The organism is Klebsiella sp. P1927 (genome assembly GCF_018204675.1).
Classification (GTDB): domain Bacteria; phylum Pseudomonadota; class Gammaproteobacteria; order Enterobacterales; family Enterobacteriaceae; genus Klebsiella; species Klebsiella pneumoniae.
The window spans coordinates 4685235-4699616 of record NZ_CP073377.1; the positions used below are offsets into that span (position 1 = coordinate 4685235).

General features: G+C 50.4%; 13 protein-coding genes. 9 read left to right on the top strand and 4 right to left on the bottom strand.

Translation table 11 applies throughout. From position 1 onward, the window contains the following. Window positions 1-19: 19 nt before the first annotated feature. From KB892_RS23435 to yjeJ, 6 genes are all read left to right on the top strand, one after another. On the top strand, window positions 20-1054 hold the full coding sequence (locus KB892_RS23435; protein WP_004220000.1) for a fimbrial protein: 1035 nt from the start codon (window positions 20-22) through the stop codon (window positions 1052-1054). A 211-nt stretch (window positions 1055-1265) separates the two neighbouring features. Further along, window positions 1266-1631 (top strand): hypothetical protein, encoded by a 366-nt coding sequence (locus KB892_RS23440; RefSeq protein WP_002885449.1) that lies wholly within the window; start codon window positions 1266-1268, stop codon window positions 1629-1631. A 66-nt stretch (window positions 1632-1697) separates the two neighbouring features. Further along, a complete protein-coding gene (locus KB892_RS23445; RefSeq protein WP_002885447.1) occupies window positions 1698-2066 on the top strand; it encodes a hypothetical protein in 369 nt (122 codons plus the stop codon). 93 nt (window positions 2067-2159) lie between these two features. Further along, window positions 2160-3446 carry an HlyD family secretion protein gene (locus tag KB892_RS23450; protein WP_004146704.1) on the top strand — a complete coding sequence of 429 codons (1287 nt, stop codon included), beginning with the start codon at window positions 2160-2162 and terminating at the stop codon, window positions 3444-3446. Next, the gene (locus KB892_RS23455) at window positions 3439-5562 is read left to right on the top strand and encodes a peptidase domain-containing ABC transporter (protein WP_002885444.1); all 2124 of its coding nucleotides are present in this window, start codon (window positions 3439-3441) and stop codon (window positions 5560-5562) included. Before KB892_RS23450 ends, KB892_RS23455 begins: the two co-directional genes overlap by 8 nt. A gap of 12 nt (window positions 5563-5574) precedes the next feature. Next, window positions 5575-6438, top strand: a complete 864-nt coding sequence (gene yjeJ / locus KB892_RS23460; protein WP_002885443.1) for a YjeJ family protein — start codon at window positions 5575-5577, stop codon at window positions 6436-6438. Window positions 6439-6492: 54 nt separating this feature from the next. Here the strand turns inward: yjeJ and KB892_RS23465 are convergent, their stop codons facing one another. The 3 genes from KB892_RS23465 to KB892_RS23475 all read right to left on the bottom strand — a co-directional run bounded on the left by KB892_RS23465 (window position 6493) and on the right by KB892_RS23475 (window position 9084). Next, a complete protein-coding gene (locus KB892_RS23465) occupies window positions 6493-6846 on the bottom strand; it encodes a DUF4156 domain-containing protein (protein WP_004152419.1) in 354 nt (117 codons plus the stop codon). A 260-nt stretch (window positions 6847-7106) separates the two neighbouring features. Further along, entirely contained in the window at window positions 7107-8753 is a 1647-nt protein-coding gene (gene groL, locus KB892_RS23470; RefSeq protein WP_002885441.1) for a chaperonin GroEL, read from the bottom strand. Between the two features lie 37 nt (window positions 8754-8790). Beyond that, window positions 8791-9084 (bottom strand): co-chaperone GroES, encoded by a 294-nt coding sequence (locus KB892_RS23475; RefSeq protein WP_004152420.1) that lies wholly within the window; start codon window positions 9082-9084, stop codon window positions 8791-8793. Window positions 9085-9316: 232 nt separating this feature from the next. On the opposite strand from KB892_RS23475, the gene yjeH reads away from it, so the two are divergent. Then, complete coding sequence (gene yjeH / locus KB892_RS23480; protein ID WP_002885426.1) at window positions 9317-10567, top strand: L-methionine/branched-chain amino acid transporter; 1251 nt, start codon at window positions 9317-9319, stop codon at window positions 10565-10567. 51 nt (window positions 10568-10618) lie between these two features. On the opposite strand, the gene KB892_RS23485 is transcribed toward yjeH, so the two are convergent. Next, a complete protein-coding gene (locus KB892_RS23485) occupies window positions 10619-11095 on the bottom strand; it encodes an FxsA family protein (RefSeq protein ID WP_002885425.1) in 477 nt (158 codons plus the stop codon). Window positions 11096-11432: 337 nt separating this feature from the next. Between KB892_RS23485 and aspA the strand changes: the two genes are divergently transcribed. Both aspA and KB892_RS23495 read left to right on the top strand, forming a co-directional pair. Beyond that, window positions 11433-12869, top strand: coding sequence for an aspartate ammonia-lyase (gene aspA / locus KB892_RS23490; protein WP_002885424.1), 1437 nt, complete (start codon window positions 11433-11435; stop codon window positions 12867-12869). A gap of 115 nt (window positions 12870-12984) precedes the next feature. Continuing rightward, window positions 12985-14286, top strand: a complete 1302-nt coding sequence (locus KB892_RS23495) for an anaerobic C4-dicarboxylate transporter (RefSeq protein ID WP_002885423.1) — start codon at window positions 12985-12987, stop codon at window positions 14284-14286. Window positions 14287-14382 lie beyond the last annotated feature (96 nt).

Consider the following 14382-nt stretch of genomic DNA (forward strand, 5'->3'; position numbering starts at 1 on the left):
TTCACAGGGGAATATTTTAATGAAAAAAATAGTTATTTTAATAACGTTGCTGATGCTTGGCGGCCAAGCTGCTACCAATTGTACCTATAAAGGCAATACCAAGCGTCAAGGCTTAACGCTGACCAATATTAAAATACCAACAGATGCTTCCATTCCGGTAGGTAGCGTGTTACATACTCATAAATTTGGTACTGGCGCATATAAAACATTTACCTGTAATAAAAACACCGATGACCAATATATTATTGACGTCGGGGCTGCCGTTGTTCCTGGTGTTACCGGTGTTCAGGGTGGTCCGGTTTATGAAACGGGGATTGATGGGATTGGGTTTCAGGTCTCCGATCTGTTACGTAGTAAAAATGGTTCATTGATCGCCGCCGAGGCAGGTTCAACCTTGGTACCAATAACAAGCTCATCTGAAAATAATTACCAATTTATTACGGTATGGTTAATCAAAACTAAGACGGTGATTGATACGAGCACCAAGTCAACATCTAACCCCTCAGTTTCGTTCTCGGTAGGGAATTTAAAAACAAACCCTGTTGCCAATGACAGACTATTATACGCTGTAACCTCTATCTCTATTAAAAATATTAATTACCGCACAACATCTTGTAATATCTCCACACCACGATCGCAAATCACGCTGAATCGTATAGACAAAGGAAAATTGATGTCACTTTCCCGTGGTGCAACAACTCCGTCGGAGAAAACTATTGCCATGAATATTAGTTGCCCGAATGACTCCGTTGGCAATACTCTCATCTATTGGTTTAATCCTGTTGGAGGAATAAGCGCTTCAGGGAATGGTATTGTCGATAATATGCTTTCCGGCAGTGATGCAGCAAATAACGTGGGTATTATATTCAAACTTTCAGGTAGTCCTGTTGTTTTCTATGATACCGATAATTACAATTATAAAATAAACACTAGCAACGATCTTAACAAAACCATCAACCTAACCGCCGACTATTATCGCCAAAGTGATAACAGTAACGATGTTACGATGGGGCTTGTTAAAGGAATGATGGAAGTTGTTATTCAGGAAGAATAATAACTTTGTATTGAGGGGGTGCATAGCTTAATATCATGCATCTCCTTTGCTTTATAGTCCTCATGATGACACTATAAATGATTAATGAAATCACATAAAATTCACATAGGATGCTATTGATCTCTTCAGGTCTCTCACTTAAATTCCTCCCCGGCTTATATTAAGCCTACTTGTAATACGAAATATAATTTCATCAATAAAGGATATATTAATGAAGCAATTGACTGTTTTCGAAATGGAGGCCATCTCTGGTGGCTATTCTTGGGATTTTTCCTCCATCCAATCCAGCATCACCAGTCTCGTAAGTAATGGCGTTGAAGCAGTGGTTTCTGCTGCCACCATGGGAACTCTGGCGGCCGTCTTTGGCACCTTTGTCGGCGGTACACAGGCTGGGGCAAATGGCGGCGTCCTGGGATTTGGCCTCTTTGGTAACCTCGTCGGGATGTTTGTAGGCTTAGTCGGTGGTGCAATCCTCGGCGCAGGATGTGGTCTGGCCTGGGGATGGGACGGGACCATGGCAATTATCGAAGCTGGCGCACAAGGTTTAGTTGATGGCACCTTTGTCGTTTGGAAATAATCTACAGACTCGATAAATGTCATTATTTTATTAGATCATAACTTTACCAACAAAAGGAATTATTGCGTGAAAGAATTAACTGTATTTGAAATGGATACCATTTCCGGGGGTTATAGCTGGGATTTCTCCTCAATCCAATCAACCGTCACCAGTCTGGTAAGTAATGGTGTAGAAGCAGCTGCATCAGCCGCCCTGGGAGCTATCACATGGGGGGTCTATGGCCTGCTTTGGGGCGGTACTCAATCCGGCGCTAATGGTGGTCTTTTAGGTTTTGGTTTACTTGGTAACGCGGTTGGCGCTGTCTGGGGAACAATCATGGGAGCTATTGGCGGCGCGGTTGGCTATGCAGCTTTGGGCTGGGAGGCATCCGTGAATGAGTCCATGCAAGCCATGCTGGGCATTATCGATGGCTCCTTTGTGCCATGGAGCCACTAAGAGTTCTTAATTTTCATTTGATTATTAAGATTACTATATATTCAAAGGCTCATTTATGAGCCTTTGAATTAACCGTTGATACTGTGAACACTCATGACTAATAGTATTTATCGCAAGGAAGCGATAGCTTATAAGAAGTTGCACTGGAAAGGGAAAGCGCTATTGCTGGCTGGCTTGCCTGCATGGCTAGTTACATGTTTATCTCTTTTATTTCTCTGCGCTCTTATCTGCGCCCTTATATTCTGTAAATTTACACAACGCATTGATGTCAAAGGCGAGGTTATCACTCTCCCTCACTCCGTAAACGTTTTCTCTCCGCAACAAGGGTTTGTCGTCAATCAGTATGTTCAAATTGGAGACGTTGTCAAAAAAGGACAGACGCTTTATGAGCTTGATGTATCTAGAAATACCACAACAGGTAATGTCAGTGCAGCACAGATTGAGGTAATCAATGAAAAGATAGCCAACTCCGAAGCTATTATAAAAAAACTAACTCATAATAAAAACGAAACACTAATTGCACTGGATGCCCAGCTTAAAAATGCCAGAAACTCTCTTAACGAAACTGTACGTATGCTGGCCAATACGCAACAAGGCTTAAGCAAAATGCATGAAAACCTGTCCAGTTATGATAAATACCTTAAGGAGGGGTTAATTACAAAAGATCAATACAATTACCAACATTCGTTGTACTTTCAACAGCAAAGCGCCTATCAGTCATTGATAAGCCAAAAGATGCAACTAGAAACTCAGCTTACACAGTTAAGCAGTGATAAAGTTACTAAAGCTGCCGATTTTGATAATCAAATATCATCGCAATATAATCAGACAAATGATTATAAAAATCAACTAGTAGAATCAAACGCTAACGGAAATATTATCATTAAGGCAACAACGGAAGGACGCATTGAATCATTAGCCGTCACTAAAGGCCAAATGGTTGATAAAGGCAGTAGTCTTGCCCAAATCAAACCTATTGGTAACATCGAGTATTATCTCATACTTTGGCTACCTAACAACAGCATTCCTTATGTTAAAGTCGGCGACACAATAAATATTCGTTATGATGCATTCCCTTCCGATAAGTTCGGACAGTTCCCTGGTGAGATCATTTCTATCTCATCACTTCCTGCCTCACGACAGGAAATGTCAGAATATACCAATGTCAATGATGGCACTAATCAACAAGAACTTGCATTATATAAGGCAATTGTCAAAATAAGGGATAAAAAATTTAATTACGATGGAAAAGAACTTTCTCTTTCAAATGGATTAAAAGCACAAGCAGTGGTATTCCTTGAAGAACGCCCGCTTTATATGTGGATGTTTACACCAGTTTATAAAATTTCTCAAAGCGTGAGCGGCCCTGTCAATGACTAATGAACTATTTGAAAAGATCATCGCGAAAGTTAACTTTTCTCTCCTAAAGAAAACGCCAGTTATATTGCAATCGGAAGCCGCTGAGTGCGGCATTGCCTGTCTGGCCATGGTTTGTGGTCATTACGGCTTGGATATTGACCTGTTTAATTTCCGGCAGCGTTTTGGTAGTCCTTCACAGGGCGTGACACTGATGTCCTTAAGCAAAACAGCGGAGCATGCTGGGTTAAAAAGCCGTGCGCTGTCGTTAGACTTGGATGAAATACGCCAGCTCAAGTTGCCCTGTGTACTCCACTGGGGCATGAACCACTATGTGGTGCTGACTAAAGTTCGCAAATCCAGCTTTATCGTACACGATCCAGCGCTGGGTAAGCGTATTATCGGCATCCAGGAGATGTCCAATTATTTTACTGGCGTTGCCTTAGAGCTTTGGCCCGATCAGAACTTCCAGCAGGAAAAGGCTAAGTCCCGCCTTCGTCTGCTGGATCTAATGCGCAATATAGTAGGCTTAAAATCAGCGCTGCTGAAAATTTTTGCCTTCTCCGTGGTCGTGGAAGCCATCGGCTTACTACTCCCGATAGGTACTCAACTGGTTACCGACCATGTGATTATGGCGCACGACCAAAGCCTGCTATCAGTTATATGCATTGGCCTGGTCTTTTTTACACTATTTCGCACCTTCATCAGTATGCTCCGCGCCTGGACGTCCTTAACGCTGAATACCCTGACAAGTATCCAGTGGAAAACCACGCTTTTCGATCATCTGGCCAGTCTGCCACTATCCTTTTTTGAAAAGCGTCATTTAGGAGATATCCAGTCGCGTTTTTCCTCTTTGGATACCATTCGCTCGACGTTTACTAACAGTATCGTCAGCGGCATTATTGACTCAATCATGACCATCGGTCTGCTGATCATGCTAACTTTGTATGGTGGCTGGCTAACTTGGGTCGTAGTTGGCTTTACTTTATGCTACGCAATTATGCGTTTTGCAACTTATCGATTCTATCGTCGTGTAGCAGAAGAGCAGGTAATCAAAGGTGCTCGCTCCAGTTCGCATTTTATGGAGTCATTGTACGGTATCTCGACCATCAAGGCATTAAACTTGAAAGAACGTCGGTCCCAGCATTGGCTTAATATAAATATCGAAGCCTGCAACGCTGGAATCAAACAAACTCGTTTCGATATGCTATTTAGTGGGATCAATACCTTCATTACTGCTATCGATCAGGTCGCCGTGCTCTGGCTTGGCGCGATTATGGTTATTGATAATAATATGACCCTTGGTATGTTTATGGCGTTTAACGCCTATCGTGGTCAATTTTCACAACGCGCTTCTAGTTTGGTCGATCTTTGTATGCAACTGCGAATGCTCTCCCTACATAACGAACGTCTGTCAGAGATCGTTTTCAGCGAACCGGAACAGGAGCTTCCCACAAGAGAGGTTTTTTCTGCAGACTCGGGTGCCAAACTGGAAGTCAAAAATTTGTGCTATCAATATGATCCGTTTTCTCAGCCGATCTTTTCTAATTTAAATATAACCGTAGAACCCGGTGAGTCCGTAGCACTTGTCGGCCCTTCAGGCGTCGGTAAAACTACGTTATTAAAAGTGATGTGCGGTCTGTTGTCGCCCACCAGCGGTGATGTGTTAGCCGATAATCTCGATATCACCAAAATTGGTCTCAATAATTATCGTCTTGGTATCGCCTGCGTACTGCAAGAGGACCGCCTTTTCTCTGGGTCGCTTATCGATAATATCAGCGGCTTCGAAGATAACGCCGATATTGATTTTGTGATGGAATGCGCCAAACGCTGCAATATTCACGATGAGATCATCAAGATGCCGATGGGCTATGAAACCATAGTCGGCGAGCTAGGACTGGGAATTTCAGGTGGGCAAAAGCAGCGTATTCTGATCGCTCGCGCTCTTTATCGTAGACCAAGTATTCTTTTTATGGATGAGGCAACCAGCCATCTCGACTTAAAAAATGAGTCGGTGATAAATCAGTCTATTTCAGCATTAAGCATCACCAGGATTATTGTCGCTCACCGGCCATCGACGATTGCCTCTGCCGATCGCGTTATCGACCTGTCGCAGACAAAGACCCTCTCGCCAGCTTAAAAGGAGAAACTTATGCAAGGAACGTTTATTGGATTTAATACTGCAGGTATTACCTTTGAAGACCGCTTTCTGGCGCTGCTGTTAAAAATAAAGCAGCAAAATGGCCCCTGTCAGCAATACTATCTACAAGCGCCCATACTACTCGATCTTCTTCTCATACTTCAAAATCGTCTGCTTGTGACGTATAAGCGATTACACGAACAAGGGGAAACCTATAAAGAAGAGCTTATCGCTTATAATGAATCGCTGATCGCTAACATCCCTGCCGTAGAGATGGCGGAGATTCAGCAGCCGAATCCTGAGCGGCGTATTATGTCGATTACGCTTAAACCAGGCGAGACTGAATCGACTCTCATTCTGGTTCTCCAGAATGAGCAAATCTGCACATTATGTATTGAAGACAGGCAGGTAGAGGCATTACTCGCGGGTGTTCAACAAGCATTGAAAACAATCAATGATCAAGAGGTTTTGAAGTATTTAAGTTCAAATATGGATTTTTTAATGTGCTACACTGTCGACTTGACTACCCAGCCGAATATTGACTACCAGCAACACACTCAGGAAGACTGGAAGCTAAACCTATTTTCTCATTATCTGGGCGTGCTGTACTGCTGCGAGACAGACGAAGGCAAGAAAATTGTCTCCGGGGCGGTGGTGAAAACCAGCGCGCCGCATTTGTCGGAACTGGAAAACAACGTTGTGACGCGGATTATCGAGAAAAGCCCCAAGCTCAAGGCGATGCACGCGGAGCTGGCGCCATGCCAGATCTTCAGTACTATCATCCCTTCCCAGCCGGGAAGAATGCTCAGTCTGGAAGAATGCCTGCGTCCCCTACACGCCTTCTACCTTGAAAAGAAAGCGGAGCTTAGCGCCTGATCCTCATCTAACGACCACGCCTCTCTCTGCGCTCGCGGAGAGAGGCGTCACGCATCAGTTCGGGCACTTATAAACCTGGCCGTTCATTTCGCTGTCGGTAGGCACAAAGCTCGACAGCAGGTTTTGCGTCGGGCTGCTGACGCCGTAAATCACGTTGCCGCCCATCGCTGCCGCCTGGTTGCGCAGGGCGTTTGCCGCACCGCGCATGGAACCACCCTCATCGCCATTCTGGCCGGAGAGCCAGTTGCTCTGTTTACCCGTCGCGGTCCCTAACAGCTGACACTCTGCGCCCGGCTTCTCCTGCACGAAGCGCACATTCTGGCCGGCAGAGGTTAATTCATTGCTGGAACTGCAACCTGCCAACAGTAAGGCTGCGCCGACAATCCCTGCTAAATATTTTACCTGCATGTTATTCCCCATGATCGATGAGCTGGACGCACTGGCCCGGATGTAAATCTGTCATCCTTCAAACTGCGTCGGCATGAGCCGCGTTCATTTCCTCCCCGGTCGCGCTTGTCAGTTCACGCCCGAAACAGAGGTGCTTGCCGCTCTGATGCAGCTTAAATGATTTTTATGTATAAGCCTTATACTAAAAAGCGCGCCAAAAGAAAAACCCCCAGCCATTGCTGGCCAGGGGTTTCTGCTTTTTTATGCCGTAGAGCGCACGATTACATCATGCCGCCCATACCGCCCATGCCGCCCATACCGCCAGCAGCACCTAAGTCAGGCGCGTCGCCTTTCGGCAGGTCGGTCACCATGCACTCGGTGGTAATCATCAGGCCAGCCACGGAAGCCGCGTACTGCAGTGCAGAACGGGTGACTTTGGTTGGGTCCAGGATACCGAAGTCGATCATGTTGCCGTATTCTTCAGTTGCTGCGTTGTAACCGTAGTTACCGTCGCCAGCTTTCACGTTGTTTGCCACAACAGACGGCTCTTCACCGGCGTTGGACACGATCTGACGCAGCGGCGCTTCCATTGCGCGCAGCGCAACTTTGATACCGACGTTCTGATCTTCGTTCTGACCGGTCAGGCCAGCGAGTTTCGCCGCAACGCGAACCAGCGCTACGCCGCCGCCAGCCACCACGCCTTCTTCAACCGCAGCACGGGTTGCGTGCAGGGCGTCGTCGACGCGTGCTTTTTTCTCTTTCATTTCAACTTCGGTAGCCGCACCGACTTTGATTACTGCTACGCCGCCAGCCAGTTTAGCGACACGTTCCTGCAGTTTTTCACGATCGTAGTCGGAGGTCGCTTCTTCGATCTGCTTACGGATCTGAGCTACGCGGCCCTGGATTGCGGATTCTTCGCCAACGCCATCGATGATGGTGGTGGTGTCTTTGTTGATAACCACGCGTTTCGCCTGGCCCAGGTCTTCCAGAGTCGCTTTTTCCAGCTCCATACCGATCTCTTCAGAGATAACGGTACCGCCAGTCAGAGTAGCGATGTCCTGCAGCATAGCTTTACGACGGTCGCCGAAGCCCGGTGCTTTCACCGCAGCCACTTTAACGATGCCGCGCATGGTGTTAACCACCAGGGTCGCCAGCGCTTCGCCTTCAACGTCTTCAGCGATGATGACCAGCGGTTTGCCAGCTTTCGCTACGGCTTCCAGAACCGGCAGCATTTCGCGGATGTTGGAGATTTTTTTGTCAGCCAGCAGGATGAACGGGCTTTCCAGCTCAACGGCACCGGTGTCCGGCTTGTTGATGAAGTACGGAGACAGGTAGCCGCGGTCGAACTGCATACCTTCAACTACGTCCAGTTCGTCTTCCAGACCGGTACCGTCTTCAACGGTGATCACGCCTTCTTTACCAACTTTATCCATCGCTTCCGCGATCAGTTTACCAACGGTTTCGTCGGAGTTAGCGGAGATGGTACCTACCTGAGCGATAGCTTTGGAGTCAGAGCACGGAACGGACAGCGCTTTCAGCTCTTCTACTGCAGCCAGTACCGCTTTGTCGATACCGCGTTTCAGATCCATCGGGTTCATGCCTGCAGCAACAGCTTTCAGACCTTCGTTCACGATAGCCTGAGCCAGTACGGTTGCGGTGGTGGTGCCGTCGCCTGCTGCGTCGTTCGCTTTAGAGGCAACTTCTTTCACCATCTGCGCGCCCATGTTTTCGAACTTGTCTTCCAGTTCGATTTCACGTGCAACGGAAACACCATCTTTGGTGATGGTCGGCGCGCCGAAGGATTTGTCCAGAACCACGTTACGGCCTTTCGGGCCCAGGGTCACTTTAACTGCATCTGCCAGTACGTTTACGCCGCGCAGCATTTTTACACGAGCGTCGTTACCGAATTTTACGTCTTTTGCTGCCATTTCTTTTATTCCTCAAATTCGTTCAGGGTCGTGCGAATTAAGCTTCAACAATTGCCAGGATGTCGCTTTCGGACATGATCAGTACTTCTTCGTTGTCGATCTTTTCAGTCTTCACGCCGTAGCCATCGTTGAAAATCACGATGTCACCAACTTTAACGTCCAGCGGCTGCACGGTCCCGTTTTCCAGGATGCGGCCTTTACCGACAGCGATGATTTCGCCACGAGTTGACTTAGCTGCTGCAGAACCGGTCAGAACGATGCCGCCCGCAGATTTGGTTTCAACTTCTTTACGTTTGACGATCACACGATCATGTAACGGACGAATACTCATTGATAGCTCTCCTTCGAGAAAGTCATTATCAGTTATGGGTGACGCCGGGCCGAACGCGGTTTACCGGCTAGTGCAGAGAGAGATGGGGATGGCCATTTACGGCTTCAAGGGCAAAATTAAAAAAAATTTTTACCTTTGCGCTGGCGCACAAAAAGCGGCCATGTCAGGCAATCGGTCATAAGGAAAAGCGATTGTGATACTCTCTTTTTTTTCACTGGCGCAGGATTGAATCATGGGTGGTTTAAAACAGGAGTTAGGGCTGGGACAGGGAGTTGGGTTGCTTTCCACCTCATTGCTGGGTACCGGCGTCTTCGCCGTCCCGGCGCTGGCGGCGCTGGTCGCTGGCGATAACAGCCTGTGGGCATGGCCGCTGCTCATTCTCCTTGTTTTCCCGATTGCCATCGTCTTCGCCCTGCTGGGCCGCCATTTTCCCAGCGCGGGCGGCGTGGCCCACTTTGTCGATATGGCCTTTGGGCCACGTCTGGCCAGCGTCACCGGCTGGCTGTTTTTATCGGTTATCCCGGTCGGACTCCCCGCCGCCCTGCACATCGCCACCGGTTTTGGCCAGGCGCTGTTCGGCTGGCATGATGCGCAGCTGCTGCTGGCGGAGCTGGGCACCCTGGCCATCGTCTGGTGGGTCGGTTCGCGTGGCGCCAGCTCCAGCGCCAACCTGCAGACGTTGGTTGCCGTACTGATTGTGGCGCTGATCGTCGTAGTCTGGTGGCGCGGCGGGATAAGCCCGGCGCAGATCCCCTTCCCGGCCCCGGCGGAGATTGACCGCGGGCAGCTCTTTTCGGCGCTGTCGGTGATGTTCTGGTGCTTTGTCGGTCTGGAAGCCTTCGCGCATCTCGCCTCGGAGTTTAAACATCCCGAGCGTGATTTCCCCAGGGCGCTGATGATAGGCCTGCTGCTTGCCGGCTCGGTCTACTGGGCCTGCACCGTGCTGGTGCTGCACTTCCACGCCTTTGGCGAGGAGATGGCGGCGGCGGCGTCATTACCGAATATCGTGGTCCGTCTGTTCGGCGTCGAAGCGCTGTGGGTAGCCTGCGTCATCGGCTATCTCGCCTGTTTCGCCAGCCTCAACATCTATATTCAAAGCTTTGCCCGCCTGGTCTGGTCGCAAGCGCAGCATAAGCCACACAGCTACCTCGCAAGGCTGTCGCCACGGCAGATCCCGCGCAACGCCCTCAACGCCGTGCTGGGATCCTGCGTAGTTAGCACACTTGGCATCTATCTGCTCGATATCAATCTGGACGCGCTGATCGTTTACGCCAATGGCATTTTCATCATGATCTATCTGCTGTGCATGCTGGCGGGTTGTCGTTTGCTGCGCGGTCGCTATCGGCTATTGGCAGTGGTGGGCAGCATTCTCTGTCTGCTGCTGCTGGCGATGGTCGGCTGGAAAAGCCTGTACGCGCTGGTGATGCTGGCGGGGCTGTGGCTGTTTTTACCCAGGCGCAAGCTGGCGACGGGAAGCGTGTAGGCCTGCAAAGAAAGCGGCCCGGTCGCATCTGCTGACCGGGCCGGGGGGATGTTAATCGCGGCGATCGTCCTTATGGTCCAGACGGTCGCGCTGCTCATCTTTGCGCTGGAATTCCCCTTCGAAGGTCTCTCCGCCGCCAGTACCGGCGCTAAAGCCACCGCCCGGCATCCGGCTGAAGCGCAGGTGCGGCATCAGCTTCATCGTCAAATGCTTTTGCACCGGCGGCAGCAATAGCAGCAGGCCGAGGAAGTCGGTAAAGAACCCCGGGAGCAACAGCAGCAGACCAGCGATAATCAGCGATACGCTCTTGATCATCTCCGCCGCCGGGCTCTCGCCCGCGGCCATCTTCTGCTGCATCAGCAGGAAGTTTTTGAAGCCCTGGTTACGCACCAGCGACATCCCTACCACCGAGCTAAAGATCACCAGGATCAGGGTCATAAAGACGCCCAGCACGTGCGCAACCTGGATAAAGATCGATATCTCAATGTAAACGTAAAGAAAAAAGGCAATAAACGGAATCCAACGCACCGGCGTCTCCTTCATCAACGGGCGCTGCGTTCAGCGCCCGTAATCATCAATTTGCTGATCGCATCCCACTAACATGGGGATGCTGAGCGGCTTTTCAATCAGCGGAAAGGCTTATTTTTCTCAGGAATAAGAAAGCGGTGACCCATTTCACAGATTAATAAATCTTCTCATACCCGCAATGTAATAAGTGATCAAGCTTACTGATATTCGCTATCATCAGCATATGATCTTGGGCACCGGGCCGGTTAAGGAAATAATCGTCGGCCAGAAAATATACTGAATACTGGATATTCTGTGTGTTTGGTGAATTCATTGGCAGCTTGAAAAGAAGGTTCACATGTTAAACAACATTCGTATCGAAGAAGATCTGTTGGGCACCAGGGAAGTTCCCGCGGACGCTTACTACGGCGTTCATACTCTGCGAGCGATTGAAAACTTCTACATTAGCAACAGCAAAATCAGCGACATACCAGAATTCGTGCGCGGCATGGTCATGGTTAAGAAAGCCGCCGCGCTGGCGAACAAGGAGCTGCAGACCATTCCCAAAAGCGCGGCAAATGCGATTATCGCCGCCTGTGACGAAGTCCTGAATAACGGCAAATGCATGGACCAGTTCCCGGTCGATGTCTTCCAGGGCGGGGCCGGTACCTCCGTAAACATGAACACCAACGAAGTCCTGGCGAACATTGGCCTTGAGCTGATGGGCCACCAGAAAGGCGAATACCAGTACCTGAACCCAAACGATCACGTCAACAAATGCCAGTCCACCAACGATGCTTACCCCACCGGGTTCCGCATTGCGGTGTATGCCTCCATCCTTAAGTTAATCGATGCGATTAAACAGCTGGGCGAAGGCTTCCAGGCGAAAGCCGTGGAGTTCCAGGACATCCTCAAAATGGGCCGCACCCAGCTGCAGGACGCGGTGCCGATGACCCTCGGCCAGGAGTTCCATGCCTTCAATGTGCTGCTTAATGAAGAGACCAAAAGCATTCTGCGCACTGCGGAGCTGCTGCTGGAGGTGAACCTCGGCGCCACCGCCATTGGTACTCGCCTCAACACCCCGGACGGCTATCAACAGCTGGCGGTGCAGAAGCTGGCTGAAGTAAGCAACTTACCGGTCGTCCCGGCGGAAGATCTGATTGAAGCCACCTCGGACTGCGGAGCGTACGTTATGGTTCACAGCTCGCTGAAACGCCTGGCGGTGAAACTTTCCAAGATCTGTAACGACCTGCGCCTGCTCTCTTCCGGTCCGCGCGCGGGCCTCAACGAAATCAACCTGCCTGAGCTGCAGGCTGGCTCTTCAATCATGCCGGCGAAGGTTAACCCGGTGGTGCCGGAGGTGGTCAACCAGGTCTGCTTCAAAGTTATCGGCAACGATACCACTGTGACCATGGCCTCCGAAGCCGGTCAGCTGCAGTTGAACGTGATGGAGCCGGTAATCGGCCAGGCGATGTTCGAGTCGATTCATATCCTGACCAACGCCTGCTACAACCTGCTGGAGAAATGCGTTAACGGCATCACCGCCAATAAAGCGGTATGTGAAGGCTACGTCTACAACTCCATCGGCATCGTCACCTACCTCAACCCGTTTATCGGCCACCACAATGGCGATATCGTCGGCAAGATCTGTGCCGAAACCGGCAAGAGCGTACGGGAAGTGGTGCTGGAGCGCGGACTGCTGACGGCGGCGGAGTTGGATGATATTTTCTCTGCGCAAAACCTGATGCATCCCGCTTATAAAGCAAAGCGTTATACCGATGAAAGCGAACAGTAATCTTTCAGGTTAGTCATTCAAAGGCATGTCAGCGATGACATGCCTTTTTTGCTTTTTGGTTTTACTAAAATACAACAATTCAATATCAACTTGTTAAAAAACAAGGAAGGCATATATGTTTGGTGCAGAACTGGTTATTGTCCTGCTGGCGATTTATCTCGGCGCCCGGCTCGGCGGCATCGGTATCGGCTTTGCCGGTGGCCTTGGCGTCCTTGTCCTGACGCTTATTTTTCAAATTAAACCGGGTGCGATCCCCTTCGACGTTATTGAAATCATTATGGCGGTGATTGCCGCTATCGCCGCCATGCAGGTCGCCGGCGGGATGGATTACCTGGTCAGCCTCGCCGAACGGATGCTGCGCCGCCACCCGAAGTACATTACCTTCCTTGCCCCGCTGGTGACCTGGTTTATGACCGTGCTCGCTGGCACCGGCCATACCGCCTTCTCCACGCTGCCGGTGATCACCGAAGTTGCCAAAGAGCAAGGCATTCGTCCGTCTCGTCCACTGTCGATTGCGGTGGTGGCCTCCCAGATAGCGATCACCGCCTCGCCCATTTCCGCCGCAGTGGTCTTTTTCGCTGGTATCCTTGAACCGCTGGGCGTTAGCTATTTGACGCTGCTGGCCATCTGTATTCCGGTCACGCTGCTGGCGGTGATGCTCACCGCTATCGTCTGCAACTTCCTCGGCTGCGAACTGAAAGACGATCCGGTTTACCAGGAGCGGCTGGCCAAGGGGGAAGTCAGACTGCGCGGCAGCCAGGTATTTGAGCTGCAGCCGCACGCCAAACGTTCCGTTCTGCTGTTTTTGATCGGCATCGTGGCGGTGATGTTCTACGCCACGGCCATCAGCGATACCGTCGGCCTGATTAAGAACCCGGTGCTGCCGCGTAACGAGGCGATCGTGGTATTTATGCTGACCATCGCCACCCTGATTAGCATCACCTGTAAAATCGACACCGGCGAAGTGCTCAACGCCAGCACCTTTAAGTCCGGGATGAGCGCCTGCGTCTGCGTCCTCGGCGTCGCCTGGCTGGGAGATACCTTCGTTAAAGCGCATATCAGCGACATCCAGGCCGTGGCCGGCGATCTGCTGCACAATTACCCATGGCTGCTGGCGGTGGTACTGTTTTTCGCCGCCACGCTGCTCTACTCGCAGGCAGCCACCACCAAGGCGTTGATGCCTGCCGCGCTGCTGCTGGGCGTCAGCCCGCTGACGGCTATCGCCTCGTTTGCCGCGGTCTCGGCGCTGTTCGTTCTGCCGACCTACCCAACCCTGCTGGCGGCGGTAGAGATGGACGACACCGGCTCAACCCGCATTGGTAAATATGTCTTTAACCACGCCTTCCTGATCCCCGGCGTTATCGCTATCACGCTGTGCGTGATCCTCGGCTTTATCTTTGGCGGGATTATGCTGTAAATACCGCTGGCGGCGGGCCCACTACGGGCCCGCCTTCCGTTGCCCTCACTTTCCCCGCTCGTTACGTTAATATCCCCGCATCTTGCGTGTTATAGT

Coding starts and splice junctions, on each gene's coding strand:
- KB892_RS23435 (WP_004220000.1), top strand. CDS start 20: ATGAAAAAAATAGTTATTTTAATAACGTTGCTGATGCTTGGCGGCCAA.
- KB892_RS23440 (WP_002885449.1), top strand. CDS start 1,266: ATGAAGCAATTGACTGTTTTCGAAATGGAGGCCATCTCTGGTGGCTAT.
- KB892_RS23450 (WP_004146704.1), top strand. CDS start 2,160: ATGACTAATAGTATTTATCGCAAGGAAGCGATAGCTTATAAGAAGTTG.
- KB892_RS23455 (WP_002885444.1), top strand. CDS start 3,439: ATGACTAATGAACTATTTGAAAAGATCATCGCGAAAGTTAACTTTTCT.
- yjeJ (WP_002885443.1), top strand. CDS start 5,575: ATGCAAGGAACGTTTATTGGATTTAATACTGCAGGTATTACCTTTGAA.
- KB892_RS23465 (WP_004152419.1), bottom strand. CDS start 6,846: ATGCAGGTAAAATATTTAGCAGGGATTGTCGGCGCAGCCTTACTGTTG.
- groL (WP_002885441.1), bottom strand. CDS start 8,753: ATGGCAGCAAAAGACGTAAAATTCGGTAACGACGCTCGTGTAAAAATG.
- KB892_RS23475 (WP_004152420.1), bottom strand. CDS start 9,084: ATGAGTATTCGTCCGTTACATGATCGTGTGATCGTCAAACGTAAAGAA.
- yjeH (WP_002885426.1), top strand. CDS start 9,317: ATGGGTGGTTTAAAACAGGAGTTAGGGCTGGGACAGGGAGTTGGGTTG.
- aspA (WP_002885424.1), top strand. CDS start 11,433: ATGTTAAACAACATTCGTATCGAAGAAGATCTGTTGGGCACCAGGGAA.
- KB892_RS23495 (WP_002885423.1), top strand. CDS start 12,985: ATGTTTGGTGCAGAACTGGTTATTGTCCTGCTGGCGATTTATCTCGGC.